The organism is Asanoa sp. NPDC049573, assembly GCF_040676615.1.
Classification (GTDB): domain Bacteria; phylum Actinomycetota; class Actinomycetes; order Mycobacteriales; family Micromonosporaceae; genus Asanoa.
In genome coordinates, this window is sequence record NZ_JBFAPI010000017.1 from 134,781 (window position 1) to 147,999 (window position 13,219).

At 72.2% G+C, this 13,219-nt stretch carries 14 protein-coding genes and 4 tRNA genes; 12 read left to right on the forward strand and 6 right to left on the reverse strand.

Annotation, left to right across the window (positions count from 1 at the left end):
* The first annotated feature begins 5 nt into the window (after nucleotides 1-5).
* The 9 genes from crtI to selA all read left to right on the forward strand — a co-directional run bounded on the left by crtI (nucleotide 6) and on the right by selA (nucleotide 5,890).
* On the forward strand, nucleotides 6-1,484 hold the full coding sequence (gene crtI, locus AB0J74_RS30615) for a phytoene desaturase family protein (protein ID WP_363454077.1): 1,479 nt from the start codon (nucleotides 6-8) through the stop codon (nucleotides 1,482-1,484).
* On the forward strand, nucleotides 1,481-2,095 hold the full coding sequence (idi, locus tag AB0J74_RS30620) for an isopentenyl-diphosphate Delta-isomerase (RefSeq protein WP_363454079.1): 615 nt from the start codon (nucleotides 1,481-1,483) through the stop codon (nucleotides 2,093-2,095). The genes crtI and idi overlap by 4 nt, the downstream gene beginning before the upstream one ends.
* Complete coding sequence (locus AB0J74_RS30625) at nucleotides 2,085-3,008, forward strand: MerR family transcriptional regulator (RefSeq protein WP_363454081.1); 924 nt, start codon at nucleotides 2,085-2,087, stop codon at nucleotides 3,006-3,008. Before idi ends, AB0J74_RS30625 begins: the two co-directional genes overlap by 11 nt.
* A 102-nt stretch (nucleotides 3,009-3,110) precedes the next feature.
* Complete coding sequence (locus AB0J74_RS30630) at nucleotides 3,111-3,932, forward strand: polysaccharide deacetylase family protein (RefSeq protein ID WP_363454083.1); 822 nt, start codon at nucleotides 3,111-3,113, stop codon at nucleotides 3,930-3,932.
* Between the two features lie 154 nt (nucleotides 3,933-4,086).
* Nucleotides 4,087-4,159, forward strand: a tRNA-Glu gene (locus tag AB0J74_RS30635).
* Between the two features lie 37 nt (nucleotides 4,160-4,196).
* Nucleotides 4,197-4,270, forward strand: a tRNA-Asp gene (locus tag AB0J74_RS30640).
* A gap of 12 nt (nucleotides 4,271-4,282) precedes the next feature.
* Nucleotides 4,283-4,359 (forward strand) — tRNA-Phe (locus AB0J74_RS30645).
* Nucleotides 4,360-4,468: 109 nt separating this feature from the next.
* Nucleotides 4,469-4,564 (forward strand) — tRNA-Sec (locus AB0J74_RS30650).
* A gap of 27 nt (nucleotides 4,565-4,591) precedes the next feature.
* Nucleotides 4,592-5,890 carry an L-seryl-tRNA(Sec) selenium transferase gene (selA, locus tag AB0J74_RS30655; RefSeq protein WP_363454085.1) on the forward strand — a complete coding sequence of 433 codons (1,299 nt, stop codon included), beginning with the start codon at nucleotides 4,592-4,594 and terminating at the stop codon, nucleotides 5,888-5,890.
* Nucleotides 5,891-5,939: 49 nt separating this feature from the next.
* Here selA and AB0J74_RS30660 read toward each other — a convergent pair whose 3' ends face one another.
* From AB0J74_RS30660 to AB0J74_RS30670, 3 genes are all read right to left on the reverse strand, one after another.
* Nucleotides 5,940-6,191, reverse strand: coding sequence for a hypothetical protein (locus AB0J74_RS30660; RefSeq protein WP_363454087.1), 252 nt, complete (start codon nucleotides 6,189-6,191; stop codon nucleotides 5,940-5,942).
* A gap of 837 nt (nucleotides 6,192-7,028) precedes the next feature.
* Nucleotides 7,029-7,508 carry a hypothetical protein gene (locus tag AB0J74_RS30665; protein WP_363454089.1) on the reverse strand — a complete coding sequence of 160 codons (480 nt, stop codon included), beginning with the start codon at nucleotides 7,506-7,508 and terminating at the stop codon, nucleotides 7,029-7,031.
* Nucleotides 7,509-7,562: 54 nt separating this feature from the next.
* Nucleotides 7,563-8,906 (reverse strand): ABC transporter substrate-binding protein, encoded by a 1,344-nt coding sequence (locus AB0J74_RS30670; protein ID WP_363454091.1) that lies wholly within the window; start codon nucleotides 8,904-8,906, stop codon nucleotides 7,563-7,565.
* A 159-nt stretch (nucleotides 8,907-9,065) separates the two neighbouring features.
* Between AB0J74_RS30670 and AB0J74_RS30675 the strand changes: the two genes are divergently transcribed.
* Complete coding sequence (locus tag AB0J74_RS30675; RefSeq protein ID WP_363454145.1) at nucleotides 9,066-9,419, forward strand: hotdog fold thioesterase; 354 nt, start codon at nucleotides 9,066-9,068, stop codon at nucleotides 9,417-9,419.
* A 45-nt stretch (nucleotides 9,420-9,464) separates the two neighbouring features.
* Complete coding sequence (locus AB0J74_RS30680) at nucleotides 9,465-9,854, forward strand: hypothetical protein (protein ID WP_363454093.1); 390 nt, start codon at nucleotides 9,465-9,467, stop codon at nucleotides 9,852-9,854.
* Here AB0J74_RS30680 and AB0J74_RS30685 read toward each other — a convergent pair.
* Nucleotides 9,848-10,276, reverse strand: a complete 429-nt coding sequence (locus AB0J74_RS30685) for a hypothetical protein (RefSeq protein ID WP_363454095.1) — start codon at nucleotides 10,274-10,276, stop codon at nucleotides 9,848-9,850. The two genes, AB0J74_RS30680 and AB0J74_RS30685, sit on opposite strands and share 7 nt — an antisense overlap.
* A gap of 98 nt (nucleotides 10,277-10,374) precedes the next feature.
* On the opposite strand from AB0J74_RS30685, the gene AB0J74_RS30690 reads away from it, so the two are divergent.
* Entirely contained in the window at nucleotides 10,375-11,058 is a 684-nt protein-coding gene (locus tag AB0J74_RS30690; protein ID WP_363454096.1) for a DUF2786 domain-containing protein, read from the forward strand.
* Between the two features lie 132 nt (nucleotides 11,059-11,190).
* Here AB0J74_RS30690 and AB0J74_RS30695 read toward each other — a convergent pair whose 3' ends face one another.
* Both AB0J74_RS30695 and AB0J74_RS30700 read right to left on the reverse strand, forming a co-directional pair.
* Complete coding sequence (locus AB0J74_RS30695) at nucleotides 11,191-12,612, reverse strand: PrsW family intramembrane metalloprotease (RefSeq protein WP_363454098.1); 1,422 nt, start codon at nucleotides 12,610-12,612, stop codon at nucleotides 11,191-11,193.
* Nucleotides 12,609-13,172: a hypothetical protein gene (locus tag AB0J74_RS30700; protein ID WP_363454100.1), complete on the reverse strand. Its 564-nt coding sequence runs from the start codon at nucleotides 13,170-13,172 to the stop codon at nucleotides 12,609-12,611. The genes AB0J74_RS30695 and AB0J74_RS30700 overlap by 4 nt, the downstream gene beginning before the upstream one ends.
* Between the last annotated feature and the right edge of the window lie 47 nt (nucleotides 13,173-13,219).

Here is a 13,219-nt window from a genome sequence, read left to right on the forward strand (position 1 = left end):
TGGGCGTGCGAACCGTAACCGGACCGACCGACCGCGTCGTCGTGGTCGGCGCGGGCCTTGGTGGGCTGGCCGCCGCCCTGCACCTCGCCGGTGCCGGCCGCCAGGTCACGATCCTCGAGCGCGAGGCGGTCCCGGGCGGCCGCGCCGGGCGACTCAGCCTCGACGGCTACGAGTTCGACACCGGGCCGACCGTGTTGACCATGCCCGACCTGATCGCCGAGGCGCTGGCCGCGGTGGGCGAGGAACTCGGCGACTGGCTGGAGTTGATCCCCCTCGACCCGGCCTACCGGGCCCACTACCCCGACGGCTCGACCCTCGACGTGATCACCGACACCGTGCGGATGGCCGCCGAGATCTCCCGCGTCTGCGGACCGCGCGAGGCCGACGGCTATCTGCGGTTCGTCGAGTTCGCGCGCAACCTGTGGCGGCTCGAGCGTGACGACTTCATCGCCCGCAACTTCGACGCCCCGACCGACCTGCTGACCGGCAACCTGCTGCGGCTCTTCGCCACCGGCGCCTTCCGCCGCCTGCAGACCAAGGTCAACCAGTTCTTCCGCGACCCGCGTACCCGCCGGATCTTCTCTTTCCAGGCCATGTACGCCGGCCTCGCGCCACAGGACGCGCTGGCGATCTACGCGGTGATCGCCTACCTCGACTCGGTCGCCGGCGTGTTCTACCCGCGCGGCGGCATCTACGCCGTGCCGCGTGCCCTGGCCGGCGCCGCCGAGAAGCACGGCGTGCAGATCCGCTACGGCTGCGCGGTGACGCGGGTGGAGACCGCTGGCGGCCGGGCGGTCGCCGTGCACACCGCCACCGGCGAGCGGATCCCGGCCGACGTGGTGGTGCTCAACCCCGACCTGCCCGTCGCGGCCGCGGAGTTGCTCGGCGAGTCGGTGCGCCCGCTTCGCTACTCGCCCTCCGCCGTCGTCCTGCACATCGGATCCAGCCAGGGGTACGAGCGGATCGCGCACCACAACATCCACTTCGGCCGGGCCTGGCGGCGTACGTTCGCCGAGATCATCGACCGGGGCGCGCTGATGTCCGACCCGTCGCTGCTGGTCACCAACCCGAGCCGCACCGAGCCGACGGTGGCGCCCGCCGGCCGGCACAGCTACTACGTGCTGGCGCCGGTGCCCAACCTCGACCGGGCGCCACTGGACTGGCGCGGCCCGCTCGGCCGCCGCTACGCCGACGAGCTGATGGCCACGCTGGAAAAGCGCGGCTACCACGGGTTCGCCGCCGGCGTCGAAGTTTCCCGTGTGGTCACCCCAGCCGACTGGGCGGCCGCCGGGATGGCCGCGGGCACCCCGTTCGCGGCCGCGCACAGCTTGTTCCAGACCGGGCCGTTCCGCCCGGGCAACCTGCACCCCGCATTGTCCAATGTGGTTTTCGTCGGTTCCGGCACCCAGCCGGGCGTCGGCGTGCCGATGGTGCTCATCTCCGGCAAGCTCGCCGCTGACCGGATCGTCGGAGGACTGACATGACCGACTCTCGCGAACGACACCTCGTCGAACTCGTGGACGACGCCGGCCTGCCGATCGGCAGCGAGACCGTCGAGGTGGCACACCAGCGCCCCGGTCAACTGCACCGGGCGTTCTCGGTGGTGCTGATGGACCCTGATGGGCGGGTCCTGCTGCAGCGCCGGGCGGCGGTGAAGACGCGCTTCCCGATGCGCTGGGCCAACACCTGTTGCGGCCACCCGGCGCCGGGCGAGGAGCTGGCGATCTCGGCCAACCGCCGGCTCAAGGAAGAACTCGGCGCGACGCCGGTCGCGCTGGCCGAGATCGGTGTCTACGTCTACTACGCCGAAGACCCCGCGACCGGCCGGGTCGAGTGGGAATACGACCACGTGCTGCTCGGCCGGGTGTCCGGCGACGAGCCACTGCTGCCAGACCCCGACGAGGTCGCGGAGCTCGACTGGGTCGATCCCGAGGTGCTGCCCCGGGCGATCCGAGCCGAGCCCACGCTCTACTCACCCTGGCTGGCGGGGGTGATCAACCAGGTCGCCGCGTTCCAGCGGTCCGGCGCCGTGGGCGCGGCCGCGGCACCGGCAGACGCCGACGGCGACGCGGCGGAGCGGTCAGGTGGCCGATGAGGGCCTGAGCGCCGGGGCTGTCGCGCGCCGCCTCGGTGTCGCGGTCACCACGCTGCGCACCTGGCACCAGCGCTACGGGCTGGGGCCGAGCAGCCACGTGCCCGGGCACCACCGTCGCTACACCGTCGAAGACCTGTCCCGGCTCGAGGTGATGCGCCGGCTGACCGCCGAGGGCATCGCGCCGGCCGAAGCCGCTCGCTGGGCCCGGTACGCACCCGACGTCCCGCCGGCGCCTCCTGCGCCGGCGGCCCGGCCGGCCCGCGACGGCGGCGGGTTCGCCATCCCGGTCGGCCGCGCCGGGCCGACCGCGCGCGGCCTGGCCCGCGCGGCGATCCGGCTCGACGTCGACGCGATGCGCGAGATCATGTCGCGGGCCGTCGCCGAGCAGGGTGTCGTGTCAGCGTGGGACGAGGTGCTGCGCCCGGTGCTGGCCGGCATCGGCGAGCGGCACATGGCGACCAAGCGGCTGATCGAGGTCGAGCACCTGTTCACCCGCACCGCGACCGAGGTCTTCGCGGCCGTGCCGAGGCCGCGCGAGGCCGAGCCGCCGCGGATCCTGCTCGCCTGCGCCGACGAGGAACAGCACAGCCTGCCGCTGGAGGCGATGGCCGCCGCGCTGGCGACCGCCGGGGTCGCGAGCCGGTTGCTCGGCGCCCGGGTGCCGTCGGTGGCGTTGGCCGACGCGGTCGACCGTACCGGTCCCGATGTGGTCATGATCTGGTCGCACGCACCCGACACCGCCGACCCGGCGCAACTCGTCGTGCTGCAGGACGCGCCACGCCGACCGGTGCTGATCCTGGCCGGCGGTCCAGGATGGTCGGTCGAAACGCTGCCCTCCGGGGTGGTCGCGCCGGCGAGCCTCGCCGAAGCGGTCCAACTCGCCCAAACGTGGGCGCGAAGGTCTCTCGGATAGTCGTATACCGGGCCGAGGTCCGCTACCGTGTGTGCGGTCCTCGCCGGCGTGGGCCGGCGCCCCTTGGGAGCACGCCCCCGCTCCCGCCCCGGGAGTCAGACGATGTCGAGACGCGTCGCGGTCGCTGCCGCGCTGGTCGTCCTCACGCTGCTGGTGGGCTCGCGCTGGACCACCAACCGCTCGGCCGTGCTGGCCAATCAGCGCGGCACGGTCGCGGCCAGCCCGTCGGCAGTGCACACGACCGAGCCGGCGCCGTCACCTTCGGTATCCGCCCCACCGCCCGACGTGGTCGTCGCGCCCAAACCCAAGCCGAAGCCCAAGCCGGCCGGCAGCGGCCCGTTCGGCAGCATGAAGCTGACCGGCCGCAAGCAGGTCGCGCTCACCTTCGACGACGGCCCGCACCCGATGTGGACACCGAAGGTGCTCGACCGGCTCAAGGCCGCACACGTGAAGGCGACGTTCTGCGTGGTCGGCTCGCAGGTCAGGAAATACCCCGACCTGGTGAAGCGGATCGTCCGCGAGGGGCACACGCTCTGCAACCACAGCTGGAACCACGAACTCGACCTCGGCAAGCGCCCGGTCAACGAGATCAAGGCCAACCTCGAGGCGACCAACCGCGCGATCCGCAAGGCCGTGCCCAACGCGAAGATCCGCTACTTCCGCCAGCCCGGCGGCGAATGGACCGCCAACGTGGTCAAGGTCGCCGGTTCGCTGGGCATGCTCCCGCTCGGCTGGGACGTCGATCCGCGCGACTGGGAGATCTCCGACGCGAAACTCATCGGCTCCCGAGTGATCTCGCACTCACGTGCCGGCTCGATCATCCTGATGCACGACGGCGGCGGTGACCGGAACGGCACGCTCGTCGCGTGCCCAGGAGTGATCAAGAACCTGCGCAGCCGGTACGGCATCACCCAGCTGCGCTGAGCGGGTGGGGTTTGGGCGGGTTTGCGGTACCGGTGGTACCGGCTTGGTGAGGGAGACAGGCATCGCGTATGCTTTCGAAGCCTCCGGCGGGTCCGGATGGGAGCACTGCCGCCAGATTCGCGCCTGGATCCACATGTGCGATGATTGCGGGGCCGCCCTCATCGTCTAGCGGCCCAGGACGCCGCCCTTTCAAGGCGGTAGCACGGGTTCGAATCCCGTTGGGGGCACGGAAAGACCCCGGCTTCGGCCGGGGAGCACGAGCAAGGTCCTGTGGAGCAGTTGGAGTGCTCGCCGCCCTGTCAAGGCGGAGGTCGCGGGTTCAAGTCCCGTCAGGACCGCGTTGTCACCACGGCCAGGTAGCTCAGTTGGTACGAGCGTCCGACTGAAAATCGGAAGGTCGGCGGTTCGACCCCGCCCCTGGCCACCAAGCCTCTCGCCGGGCTTTGAGCACCGCCCACCTGCGGCTTCGCACGGTGGGCGTGTTGCTTTCCCGAGGTTCTCCGCAAGCTCCGCGTTTGTCGCTTATAGTCGCCGACGGAGGCGAGTGGGCGCCTGGTGGCCCTCCCGGTCTTCAAAACCGGCGTGATCCGGCATCCGGGTCAGGCGGGTTCGATTCCCGTACGCCTCCGCCACCAACCTTCCCTGACCCGGGGGGCGCGATGACCGATCCACGCCGGGCGACGCCGCGGGTCGACACGGTCCTCGCCGACCCGCGCCTGGTCGCCGCCGCCGAGCGCCTCGGCCACGGCCTGGTCCGCGCCGCGGTGAACCGGGCACTGGACGAGATCCGCTCCGGCCGTCTCCCGGCATCGGCCGCCGCCGACGTGGCGGTCGGCGCCCTGCCCGCGTCGCCCGCGGCGCTGCGGCCGGTCCTCAACGCGACCGGTGTCATCGTGCACACCAACCTCGGGCGTTCCGCCCTCTCACCGGCGGCGCTCGCGGCGGTCACCGACGCGGCCGGCTACACCGACGTGGAATTCGACCTTTCATCGGGCGTACGCGCCCGGCGCGGCGCCGAGGTCCTCGCGGCACTGCGGGCCGCGGTCCCCGGCGCCGAGGCGGTGCACGTCGTCAACAACAACGCCGCCGCGCTGGCGCTGACGGTCTTCGCGCTGGCGGCCGGCCGCGAGGTCGTGATCAGCCGAGGCGAACTGATCGAGATCGGCGACGGCTTCCGCATCCCGGAGTTGCTCACCGCGGCCGGCGCGGTGCTGCGCGAGGTCGGCACCACCAACCGGACCCGGCTCGCCGACTACGCCGCGGCGATCGGCCCCGACACGGCGCTGGTGATGCGCCTGCATCCGTCGAACTATCGGGTCACCGGCTTCACCGCGGCGCCCACCGTCGCCGAGTTGGCCTCCCTGAACCTGCCGGTGGTCTACGACATCGGTTCGGGCCTGCTGGCACCCGAGCCGTTGCTCCCCGACGAGCCGGACGCCGCCTCGGCCCTGGCCGCGGGGGCCTCCCTGGTCACGGCGAGCGGCGACAAGCTGCTGGGCGGCCCCCAGGCCGGCCTGATCTTCGGCCGCACCGACCTGGTGACGCGGATGGCCCGGCATCCGCTGGCGCGGGCGCTGCGCGTCGACAAGCTGACCCTGGCCGCGCTCGAGGCGACGGTACGCGGCCCGCTCCCGCCGACGACGGTGTCACTGCGTACCCCCGTGACGGCCCTACGCGAGCGGGCGCGGCGGCTCGCGTCGGCACTGACCGACGCGGCCATCGACGTCGAGGTGGTGGACGCCGGCTCCACGGTCGGCGGCGGCGGCGCGCCCGGGGTGGTGCTGCCGAGCGTCGCGCTGAGCCTGCCCACCGGCTACGCGGCGCTGCTCCGCCAGGGCGACCCACCGGTCGTCGGCCGGGTATCCGCGGGCCGCTGCCTGCTCGACCTGCGTACGGTGCCGCCGGCAGCCGACGACCACCTCCTGACGGCGCTCCTCGCGGCCGCCAAACAGCATTAGGCCCGCCCCTCGCGGGCGGGCCCAATGTTCAGGCAGGGTGCGGCGGCGGTCAGGCGGCCGCCGGCGGGTGGCCGCCGTCGCCGTCGACGACCTCGTCAGGGGTGCCGTCTTCGTCGAGGTCGACCATGGTGACGTCGACCTTGCCGTCGCCGTCGGTGTCGAACTGGAACAGGTCGGGCTTGCCGTCGCCGTCGGTGTCGACCACCCACACGTCGGTCTTGCCGTCGTTGTTGGCGTCTGCCGTCATCAGCTCGACGTGCTCGTCGCCGCGGGTCTCGACGACCTCTTCGGACTCGCTCATCGGATCTCCTCGCGCGGGTGCGGGTAGCGTTCCGGCACAACCTACGGCCACCGGCTCCCCACCGCGACTCGACGCTCGCACGCCACCCCCACACGCGCCACGGCGAGGGCCGGGTACCTGCTTCGCGCGCACATGTTTTGGCATGTAGCTACACGCGAAAACATGTTGGCTCTGAGAAGGGCCCCCGACCACCCGTCACCCACGCCGCGGCGATTCGGCGACAGGCGCCGCAGACCTGACAACAGAGGTCCAAATCGCCGCCCAGGGACGACGATCTGACAGCGGGCGGCCGCGGACCCGGCGAGGAACATTCCGGTTCTGGCCCAGCGGGCGGCGATCTACAGCGAGCCATCGCGGACCCGGCACACACGTCCGGGCCGCCGCCTCGGGCGTCCGGCGAGGAAGGTTCCAGTTCTCGCCCAGCAGGCGGCGATCTACAGCGAGCCATCGCGGACCCGGCACACACGTCCCGGCCGCCGCCCAGGGCGACGATCTGACAGCAAGCGGCCGCACACCCGCCAACAGAATTCCCGGCCGCCACCCACCAGGGGACCCCCTGACAAGGGGTCGTCGCCCACCCGTCAACAGAATCCGTGGTCGCCGCCCACCGAGCGACGACCCCGAGCGGCCCCCCAGCGGAACCGCCAACAGAATTCCCGGCCGCCGCCCATCAGGCGACGCCCCGACAACCGCCGCAGAACCCGCAGCGGAGTCCCGGCCAATGCCGCTGGCGGCGATCTGAGAGCGAGCCGCCGCGGACCTGGCAGCGGAGCGAAGCGCAGCGGTCCCTGGCGGGAGCAACGGTCGCGCCCACCGCGGGCCCGAGCCAACCAGCAGTTAGTTCGTGACGAACGGGCTCGGCCGGACCGAGGCGTAATCGGCGATGCCGTCGTAGTTGGTGTCGCGGATCCAGGCGTCGGTGCGGCCGTCGAAGTCAGTGTCCATCGACAGGGAGTCGACGCGGCCGTCGTTGTTGATGTCGGAGGATACCGCGTCGGTGTGGCCGTCGCCGTTGTTGTCGGTCAGGTATTGGTCGGCTACGCCGTCTTCGTCGTAGTCGCGCATCGTCGTGTCGAGGCGGCCGTCGCCGTCGCTGTCGTGGTAGGCGGCCTCGATGACGCCGTCGTGGTCGCCGTCGACGGCCACCAGGTCGGCGTAGCCGTCTCCGTCGACGTCGGTGATGTAGGTGCGGCCGCCGTCGAGGTCGTGCTCCACGATGGACTGCGGTGCGCCGAGGCCGGCGGAGTCGTCGCCGCCGCCCAGGCCGTCTACGCCGGCCGGGTCACTGGCCAGGTGCGAGGTGTCCCACTCACTCATGTGGAGCAATCTAGGGCCGGGCCCGATGGGCCCGGCTCCCGGAAACGTGCCACGTCAGTGATGGATCGCGACGCCGGCCTTGTCGAGCGCCTTGATGATCTGGGCCGACTCGCCGAAGCCGATGACCAGGACGCCGTCGGGGCCGGTGGTCTTGATCTGATTGGCGCCGGTGGTGAAGTCGATGTTGGGGGCGGCCGGCGTCGGCGGCTCGTAGGTCAGCAGCTCGATCATGTCGGTCGGGAAGCCGGCCCGCTCCAGTTCGGACTTCACGTTGCCCTGCAGGCCCGTGCCGTAGGAGTCGTTGCGGGCGACGATCGCGATCTTCCGCGGCCCGTCGCGCAGGATCACGTCGGCCAGGGCGCGGCCCTGCAGGATGTCGGAGGGCGCGGTGCGGAAGTAGAGGCCCTTGTCGTCGATCGTGCTCAGCCCGGCGTCGGTGTTGCACGGCGAGAACAGCACCAGGCCGGCCTTGACCACATCGGGCAGCACGGCGCGCGAGATGCTCGACGCACCGGCACCGATGATCACGCTGACCTTGGCCGCGATCTGCTTGGCCACCGTCTGCTTGGCCACGTCGGGGTTGGTGCCGTCGTCGCCGGGCACCCACACGACGTCCTGGTCGAAGACGCCGCCGGCCGCGTTGAGTTCCTTGATCGCCAGCGCCGCGGCCGCCTCCATCGGCGGGTAGGCGAGCGCCAGGTCGCCGGTCTCCGGCAACAGCCCGCCGATCTTGAGTGGGTCGATCTTGTCGGGCGCGGTCGACGTCGCGGGGGGCTTCTTCGTCGTCGTGGCCGACTCGTCGCCGGCGCCGACGTATTCCGTCTTGCTGTCGTCGAGCCGGTCGCCGGAGCCGAAGTGCAGTGTCGCGTAGCTCGCGGTCGACGGCTCACCGGCGTCGGTGAACCCGCCGCGCTTGAGCGAGACGCCCCGGTATTCCAGGTCGGCACCGTCGCGCGCGAGCGCCAGGCAGGCCGGCACCGACTCGCACTCGGTGCCCCCGGTGGTCACCGAGTTGATCTGCTTGGCGATCGCGGCCGGCTCGGTCGAGCCCGCCTGCTGCGCCGCGAGCGCGCTGATCACGACCGCGTCGTAGGTCTCGCCGGCATAGGTGTAGTCGGTGAGCTTGGGGCGCAGCGCCTTGATCCGCGCCTTGAAGTCTTCGGACAGCGGGGCGAGGGGCGTCGTGCCCTTCATCCCGGCGAGCATGCCCGCCTGCTCCTTGAACTCGTCGCCGAACGTATTGATCATGTTTCCGTCGGTGCCGTAGAGCCGCGCCGGGGTGCCGGCCGCCTCGGCGGTGTCCGGCGGTGGGGCATCCTTGCCACACGCGGCACTGGCCAGCACGAGCGCGGCAGACACGGCGATGGCCATGTAGCGCGCTCCGCGGGAGACGAGCATGGGGTGTCCGTCCTTCCTCCCCTGAGGTCCGCCAGGGAGGGTAGCGTGCCCACGTCGATATATGGGATAGCGCCCGGTCAAAACCGTTATACCGACGGGTAACGTGACCGCGTGTCAACATCACCCCTCGAATCAGGCCCGGGCGCGCTCGCGGAGCGGATGGGCATCGTCCTCACCGAAGTGACCCCGGAGCGCGTGGTCGGCACGATGCCGGTCGACGGCAACACGCAGCCGTACGGCCTGCTGCACGGCGGCGCGTCGTGCGTGCTGGCCGAGACGCTCGGCTCGGTGGCCTCCGCCATGCACGGGCACACCATCGGCCGTGGGCTCGCCCTGGGCGTCGACATCAGTGCCACCCACCACAAGGCGGTACGCACGGGCACGGTCACCGGCGTCGCCACACCGGCCCACCGGGGTCGCGGGGTGGCCACCTACGAAATCGTGATCACCGACGAGGCCGGCGACCGGGTCTGCACCGCCCGGCTGACCTGTCTGTTGCGGGCACCCGGCTGAGTCGTTCGCGTGGCCGTGGTTGACGGTGGGTCGTAGAGTTCGCCCGTGGTCGAGGTTCCCCCGGATGCGGTCGACGATGCCGCGCAGGTGCTGCGGTTGGCCCTCGACGGCGACAGTGACGCGGTGGTCAACGCGTTCGACGCGGTCGTCGACCGGTCGGGTGTCGTCGGCGCCTACGACGTCGCCTGGTGCCTGGCCGCGACGATGGTCGGCGACGGCGTGCCGGCCGGCCGGTGGACGCTCGACTTTCCCGACATCGACGAAGCGGGCTATGACACCCGGTGGGTGGCCCGCTTCGTCAGTGCCTATGCCAATAGCGACGCGTCGACCGGCGAGGCGCTGTTCGGCGCCGCGCTGGCCGACGGTCAACTGCCGGAGTGCCTTTTGACGCTGGCCGGGTCGGCCGTCGCCACGCTCCGCCGCCGCTCTCAGTAGGCGGTGTCGATCACCAGCGGCTCGTACTTGTATTCGGCGAGCACGACGCGCACGTAGAACTTCACGTTGTCGCGCACGTTGGTGGCGGCGACCTTCCACGCACCGCCGGTCGGCACGCTGGTCCAGTAGTTGCACGAACCGACGCTGACGAAGATCACGCAGACCTTGAACGGGTAGACGCTGGCGTTGCGGACGTTGATGTCGACGCAGCGCGTCGAGGTCGTGTAGGGCCCGGCGTCGAAGCCGGTGCCGCCGCGCGGGAGCGACTTGCGGACGAACCCGCCGTAGCAGATGCCAGCGGCGGCGAGGTCGGTGGTGGCGGGCTCGGCCTGCGCGGGGGTGGCCACGGCGACGCCGAGCGCGGCCATCGTGGTGATCGCCAACAGGCTCGTCAAGAGGGCACGGAGGAGTCGGGTCAACATGGGGCGGCCTCCATCGTGGATCAACGGGCGGACGCCAGCGTACTCATGACTATCCATGTCTGACAGCCGTTTCCGGCGATGTGCTATCTCTTGACCTCGTGCTTGACAAGGTGCGAAAGCTGCTGGCGAAGGCCGAAGACCCGGCGTGCTCGCCGGCCGAGGCCGAGGCACTGACCGCCAAGGCGACCGAGCTGATCGCCAAATACGGCGTCGACCAGGCGCTCCTTGCCGCTCGGGACCCGGCCCGCGACCCCGTCGTCGACCGGATGATCGAGGTGCCGTCGCCCTACGCCACCGACAAGGCCGGCCTGCTCGTCGGCGTCGCGATCCCACTGCGGTGCCGCACGGTCCGGCTCACCCGGGCCGGCTCGGTCGCCGTGCACCTGTTCGGCTTCGACAGCGACGTGAGTCGGGCGGAGTTGCTCTACACCTCGCTGCTGGTGCAGGCCGCGCACGGCCTGGCCGCCGCCGCGGTCCCGCCCGGCCAGCACGCCGCGGCCTTCCGAAGGTCGTGGCTGGCCGGCTTCGCGGCCGCGGTGACCACCCGGCTCCGGGCGGCCGAATCGGCGGCGTCGTCGGGCGTGCCGTCGATGGACCTGGTCCTGGCCGACCGCTCGGGCGCGGTGGAGCGCCGCCGCGACGAGGCCTACCCGACGGCCCGCCTGGCCCGCCCGCGCCGCCTCACCGGGGACGGCGGCGCGTCCGGCTTCGCCGCGGGCACGACGGCCGACCTCGGCGGCGGCGCACACGTCGCGGCCAGCACCCGAAGCGCGCTGGCGTGAACCTCGCGGCGGCACTCCACGACAACCTGGCCCAGCACGCGTCCCACCAGCACCGCTCGACTCCCGGCATGCGCCGGCTGGCCGACCCTGCGGCGACGTGGTCGAGCACGCCTTCCGCCCCTGATGATCCGGTCACGACGCGCCGAGCGCGATCAAGGCCAGCCCGACCGCGACCATCGACGCCAGGAAGATGGCCACGCCGCCGACCACGCGGCGAATGCTGCCGTTCCGCGTCGCGGGAGCGGTCGCCTCGGGGTGGCCGAGCGCCAGCAGGCGGCCGCGCTCCACCAGTACCCGGTCGCGCCACCGGACCGCCGCCGGGCCGCCCAGCACGAGGGCGCCTGGCGGCTGCGGCACCATGCGGGCCACTCCGACCGCGACCCCGGCACCGCCCACCGGCGAAGGCGCGACCGCGGTGGCCGGCGGGAGGGGCAGGCCGGCAACCGCGATCCCGCCGGCCCGGCTCAGCTCCACCGCCAGCCGGGCCTGGGCACGCTGCAATCGGCGTACCGCGTGCCGGCCCTTGATCCCAGCCCGGCCATGGGCGTGCCGGCGGGCGCCGGCGCGCAGGTGCCCGTGCGCCAGCACCCGCAACTCGTCGGGCGTGGCGATCCGGCGATCGCCGAGGGCGGCCAACTGGGCCATGTAGTAGTCAGCCTCGCGATGCCGCACCCCGCGGACCAGGAAAAGGATCATCAGGAGCGGGGGTAGGCCCTTCACGAACAGGTCGCCGAAGATGCCGGCGCCGCCACCGAGGCTCAGGAGCGGGGAGTTCCACAGGAAGTGGATCGCCATCGCGCCCAGGACCGACAGCACCGCCACGCCGACGCGGGAGAAGAGCGAGCGGTCCGTGCGGACCGCCAGGTAGCCGATGCCGGCGCCGGCCAGCGCGCCGAACAGGGTGTGGCTCCAGAGGCCGGCCAGGAAGCCGCGCAGGAGGAACGTGGCCACCACCGGGGCCACCTGGTCACCGCGACCGGCCACCGCGACCGCGTTGATCGCGTAGACCACGTCCTCGACGACCTGGAAGCCGAGGCCGACCAGCGAGCCGTAGACGACACCGTCCAGGATGCTGTTGACCTGGGCGCGGGCCACCAGCACGATCGCGACGATGCCGAGTGCCTTGGCGGTCTCCTCGACGGTCGGGCCGGCCATGGCCGAACCCCATTCCGCGGCCAGCCCAGGCGAGGCCAGCTTGGCGATCAGGTTGTGCACGGCCGCGTTGCCGCGGATCGAGATCGAGGTCGCGACCAGGCCGCCCCAGGCGAACGCCGTCGCCAGCAGCAGGGGCGGTTCGCGCTCCAGGTAGTCGAGCGCGGCGACGAAGACGCAGAACGGCACCGCGTACAGGCCGAACAGGACCAATGCGGTCAGGGTCGCGGTCGGATAGGTCGCGAACGACTCGCGGATGAAGACGACCAGGCGCAGCCCGCCGCCGGCGATCAGCAACAGCACCACCCAGAACGCCGGCAGGAGCAGGGACTTGCCGGGGTGCGCCCAGGCCGGTGTCGGGTGCACCGGTGCGCTCCGGGACGCCCGGAGGGTCTGCGTCATGCGGTGCCGCCGCGGTGGGCGATCGTCTTCGTGCTGGCCTCGATGGCGCCGAGCGCGTCACGCAGCGCGGGCGCCGTCCCGGCCACGGTGACCTCGATCGCCACACCGTCGCCGGCGAAGACCAGGTAACGGCCGCCGCGCCCGGGTGCGGCGTAGGTGCCCTGCACCCCGGGCAGGCCGCTGGCCGTGGTGGTCGGGAACTGCTGGCCGGTGATCTCGTGCCCGCGGACGGCAGTGATCTTGCGGCGCAGCCGTTCCGTCGCCTCCGGCAGCGTGCCGTGGAATGGCGTGACCACGATGACGTAGCGCACCGAGCCGACCAGGAAGACCGCGGTGCCCCGGGTGTCACCCGGGCGGGTGAGGGTCACGTCGAGCCGCGCGTCCGGCGGCGGTGTGACGGTCACGCCGCCGCCGACCGGATAGCTGCCGCTGCCGACCGGGCGCTGCGCCGGCAGGGCGTTGTCGAGGGCGGGTAGCCCGATGGCCAACCCGGCCACGGTGGCCAGGATCCCGATGCTGCCGGCGAGGTTCCGCAGCAGCGTGCCGCCCGCCACCCTCATGGACCGGACGCTACCGACCGAAACATCCGGCAGCGCCGGATTCCCGA

What these genes read in the sequence shown, in the direction of transcription:
- AB0J74_RS30700 (WP_363454100.1), bottom strand. Translation starts at nt 13,172, where the DNA reads ATGAGGGTGGCGGGCGGCACGCTGCTGCGGAACCTCGCCGGCAGCATC.
- AB0J74_RS30665 (WP_363454089.1), bottom strand. Translation starts at nt 7,508, where the DNA reads ATGAGTGAGTGGGACACCTCGCACCTGGCCAGTGACCCGGCCGGCGTA.
- AB0J74_RS30630 (WP_363454083.1), top strand. Translation starts at nt 3,111, where the DNA reads ATGTCGAGACGCGTCGCGGTCGCTGCCGCGCTGGTCGTCCTCACGCTG.
- AB0J74_RS30660 (WP_363454087.1), bottom strand. Translation starts at nt 6,191, where the DNA reads ATGAGCGAGTCCGAAGAGGTCGTCGAGACCCGCGGCGACGAGCACGTC.
- selA (WP_363454085.1), top strand. Translation starts at nt 4,592, where the DNA reads ATGACCGATCCACGCCGGGCGACGCCGCGGGTCGACACGGTCCTCGCC.
- AB0J74_RS30695 (WP_363454098.1), bottom strand. Translation starts at nt 12,612, where the DNA reads ATGACGCAGACCCTCCGGGCGTCCCGGAGCGCACCGGTGCACCCGACA.
- AB0J74_RS30675 (WP_363454145.1), top strand. Translation starts at nt 9,066, where the DNA reads ATGGGCATCGTCCTCACCGAAGTGACCCCGGAGCGCGTGGTCGGCACG.
- AB0J74_RS30685 (WP_363454095.1), bottom strand. Translation starts at nt 10,276, where the DNA reads ATGTTGACCCGACTCCTCCGTGCCCTCTTGACGAGCCTGTTGGCGATC.
- idi (WP_363454079.1), top strand. Translation starts at nt 1,481, where the DNA reads ATGACCGACTCTCGCGAACGACACCTCGTCGAACTCGTGGACGACGCC.
- AB0J74_RS30670 (WP_363454091.1), bottom strand. Translation starts at nt 8,906, where the DNA reads ATGCTCGTCTCCCGCGGAGCGCGCTACATGGCCATCGCCGTGTCTGCC.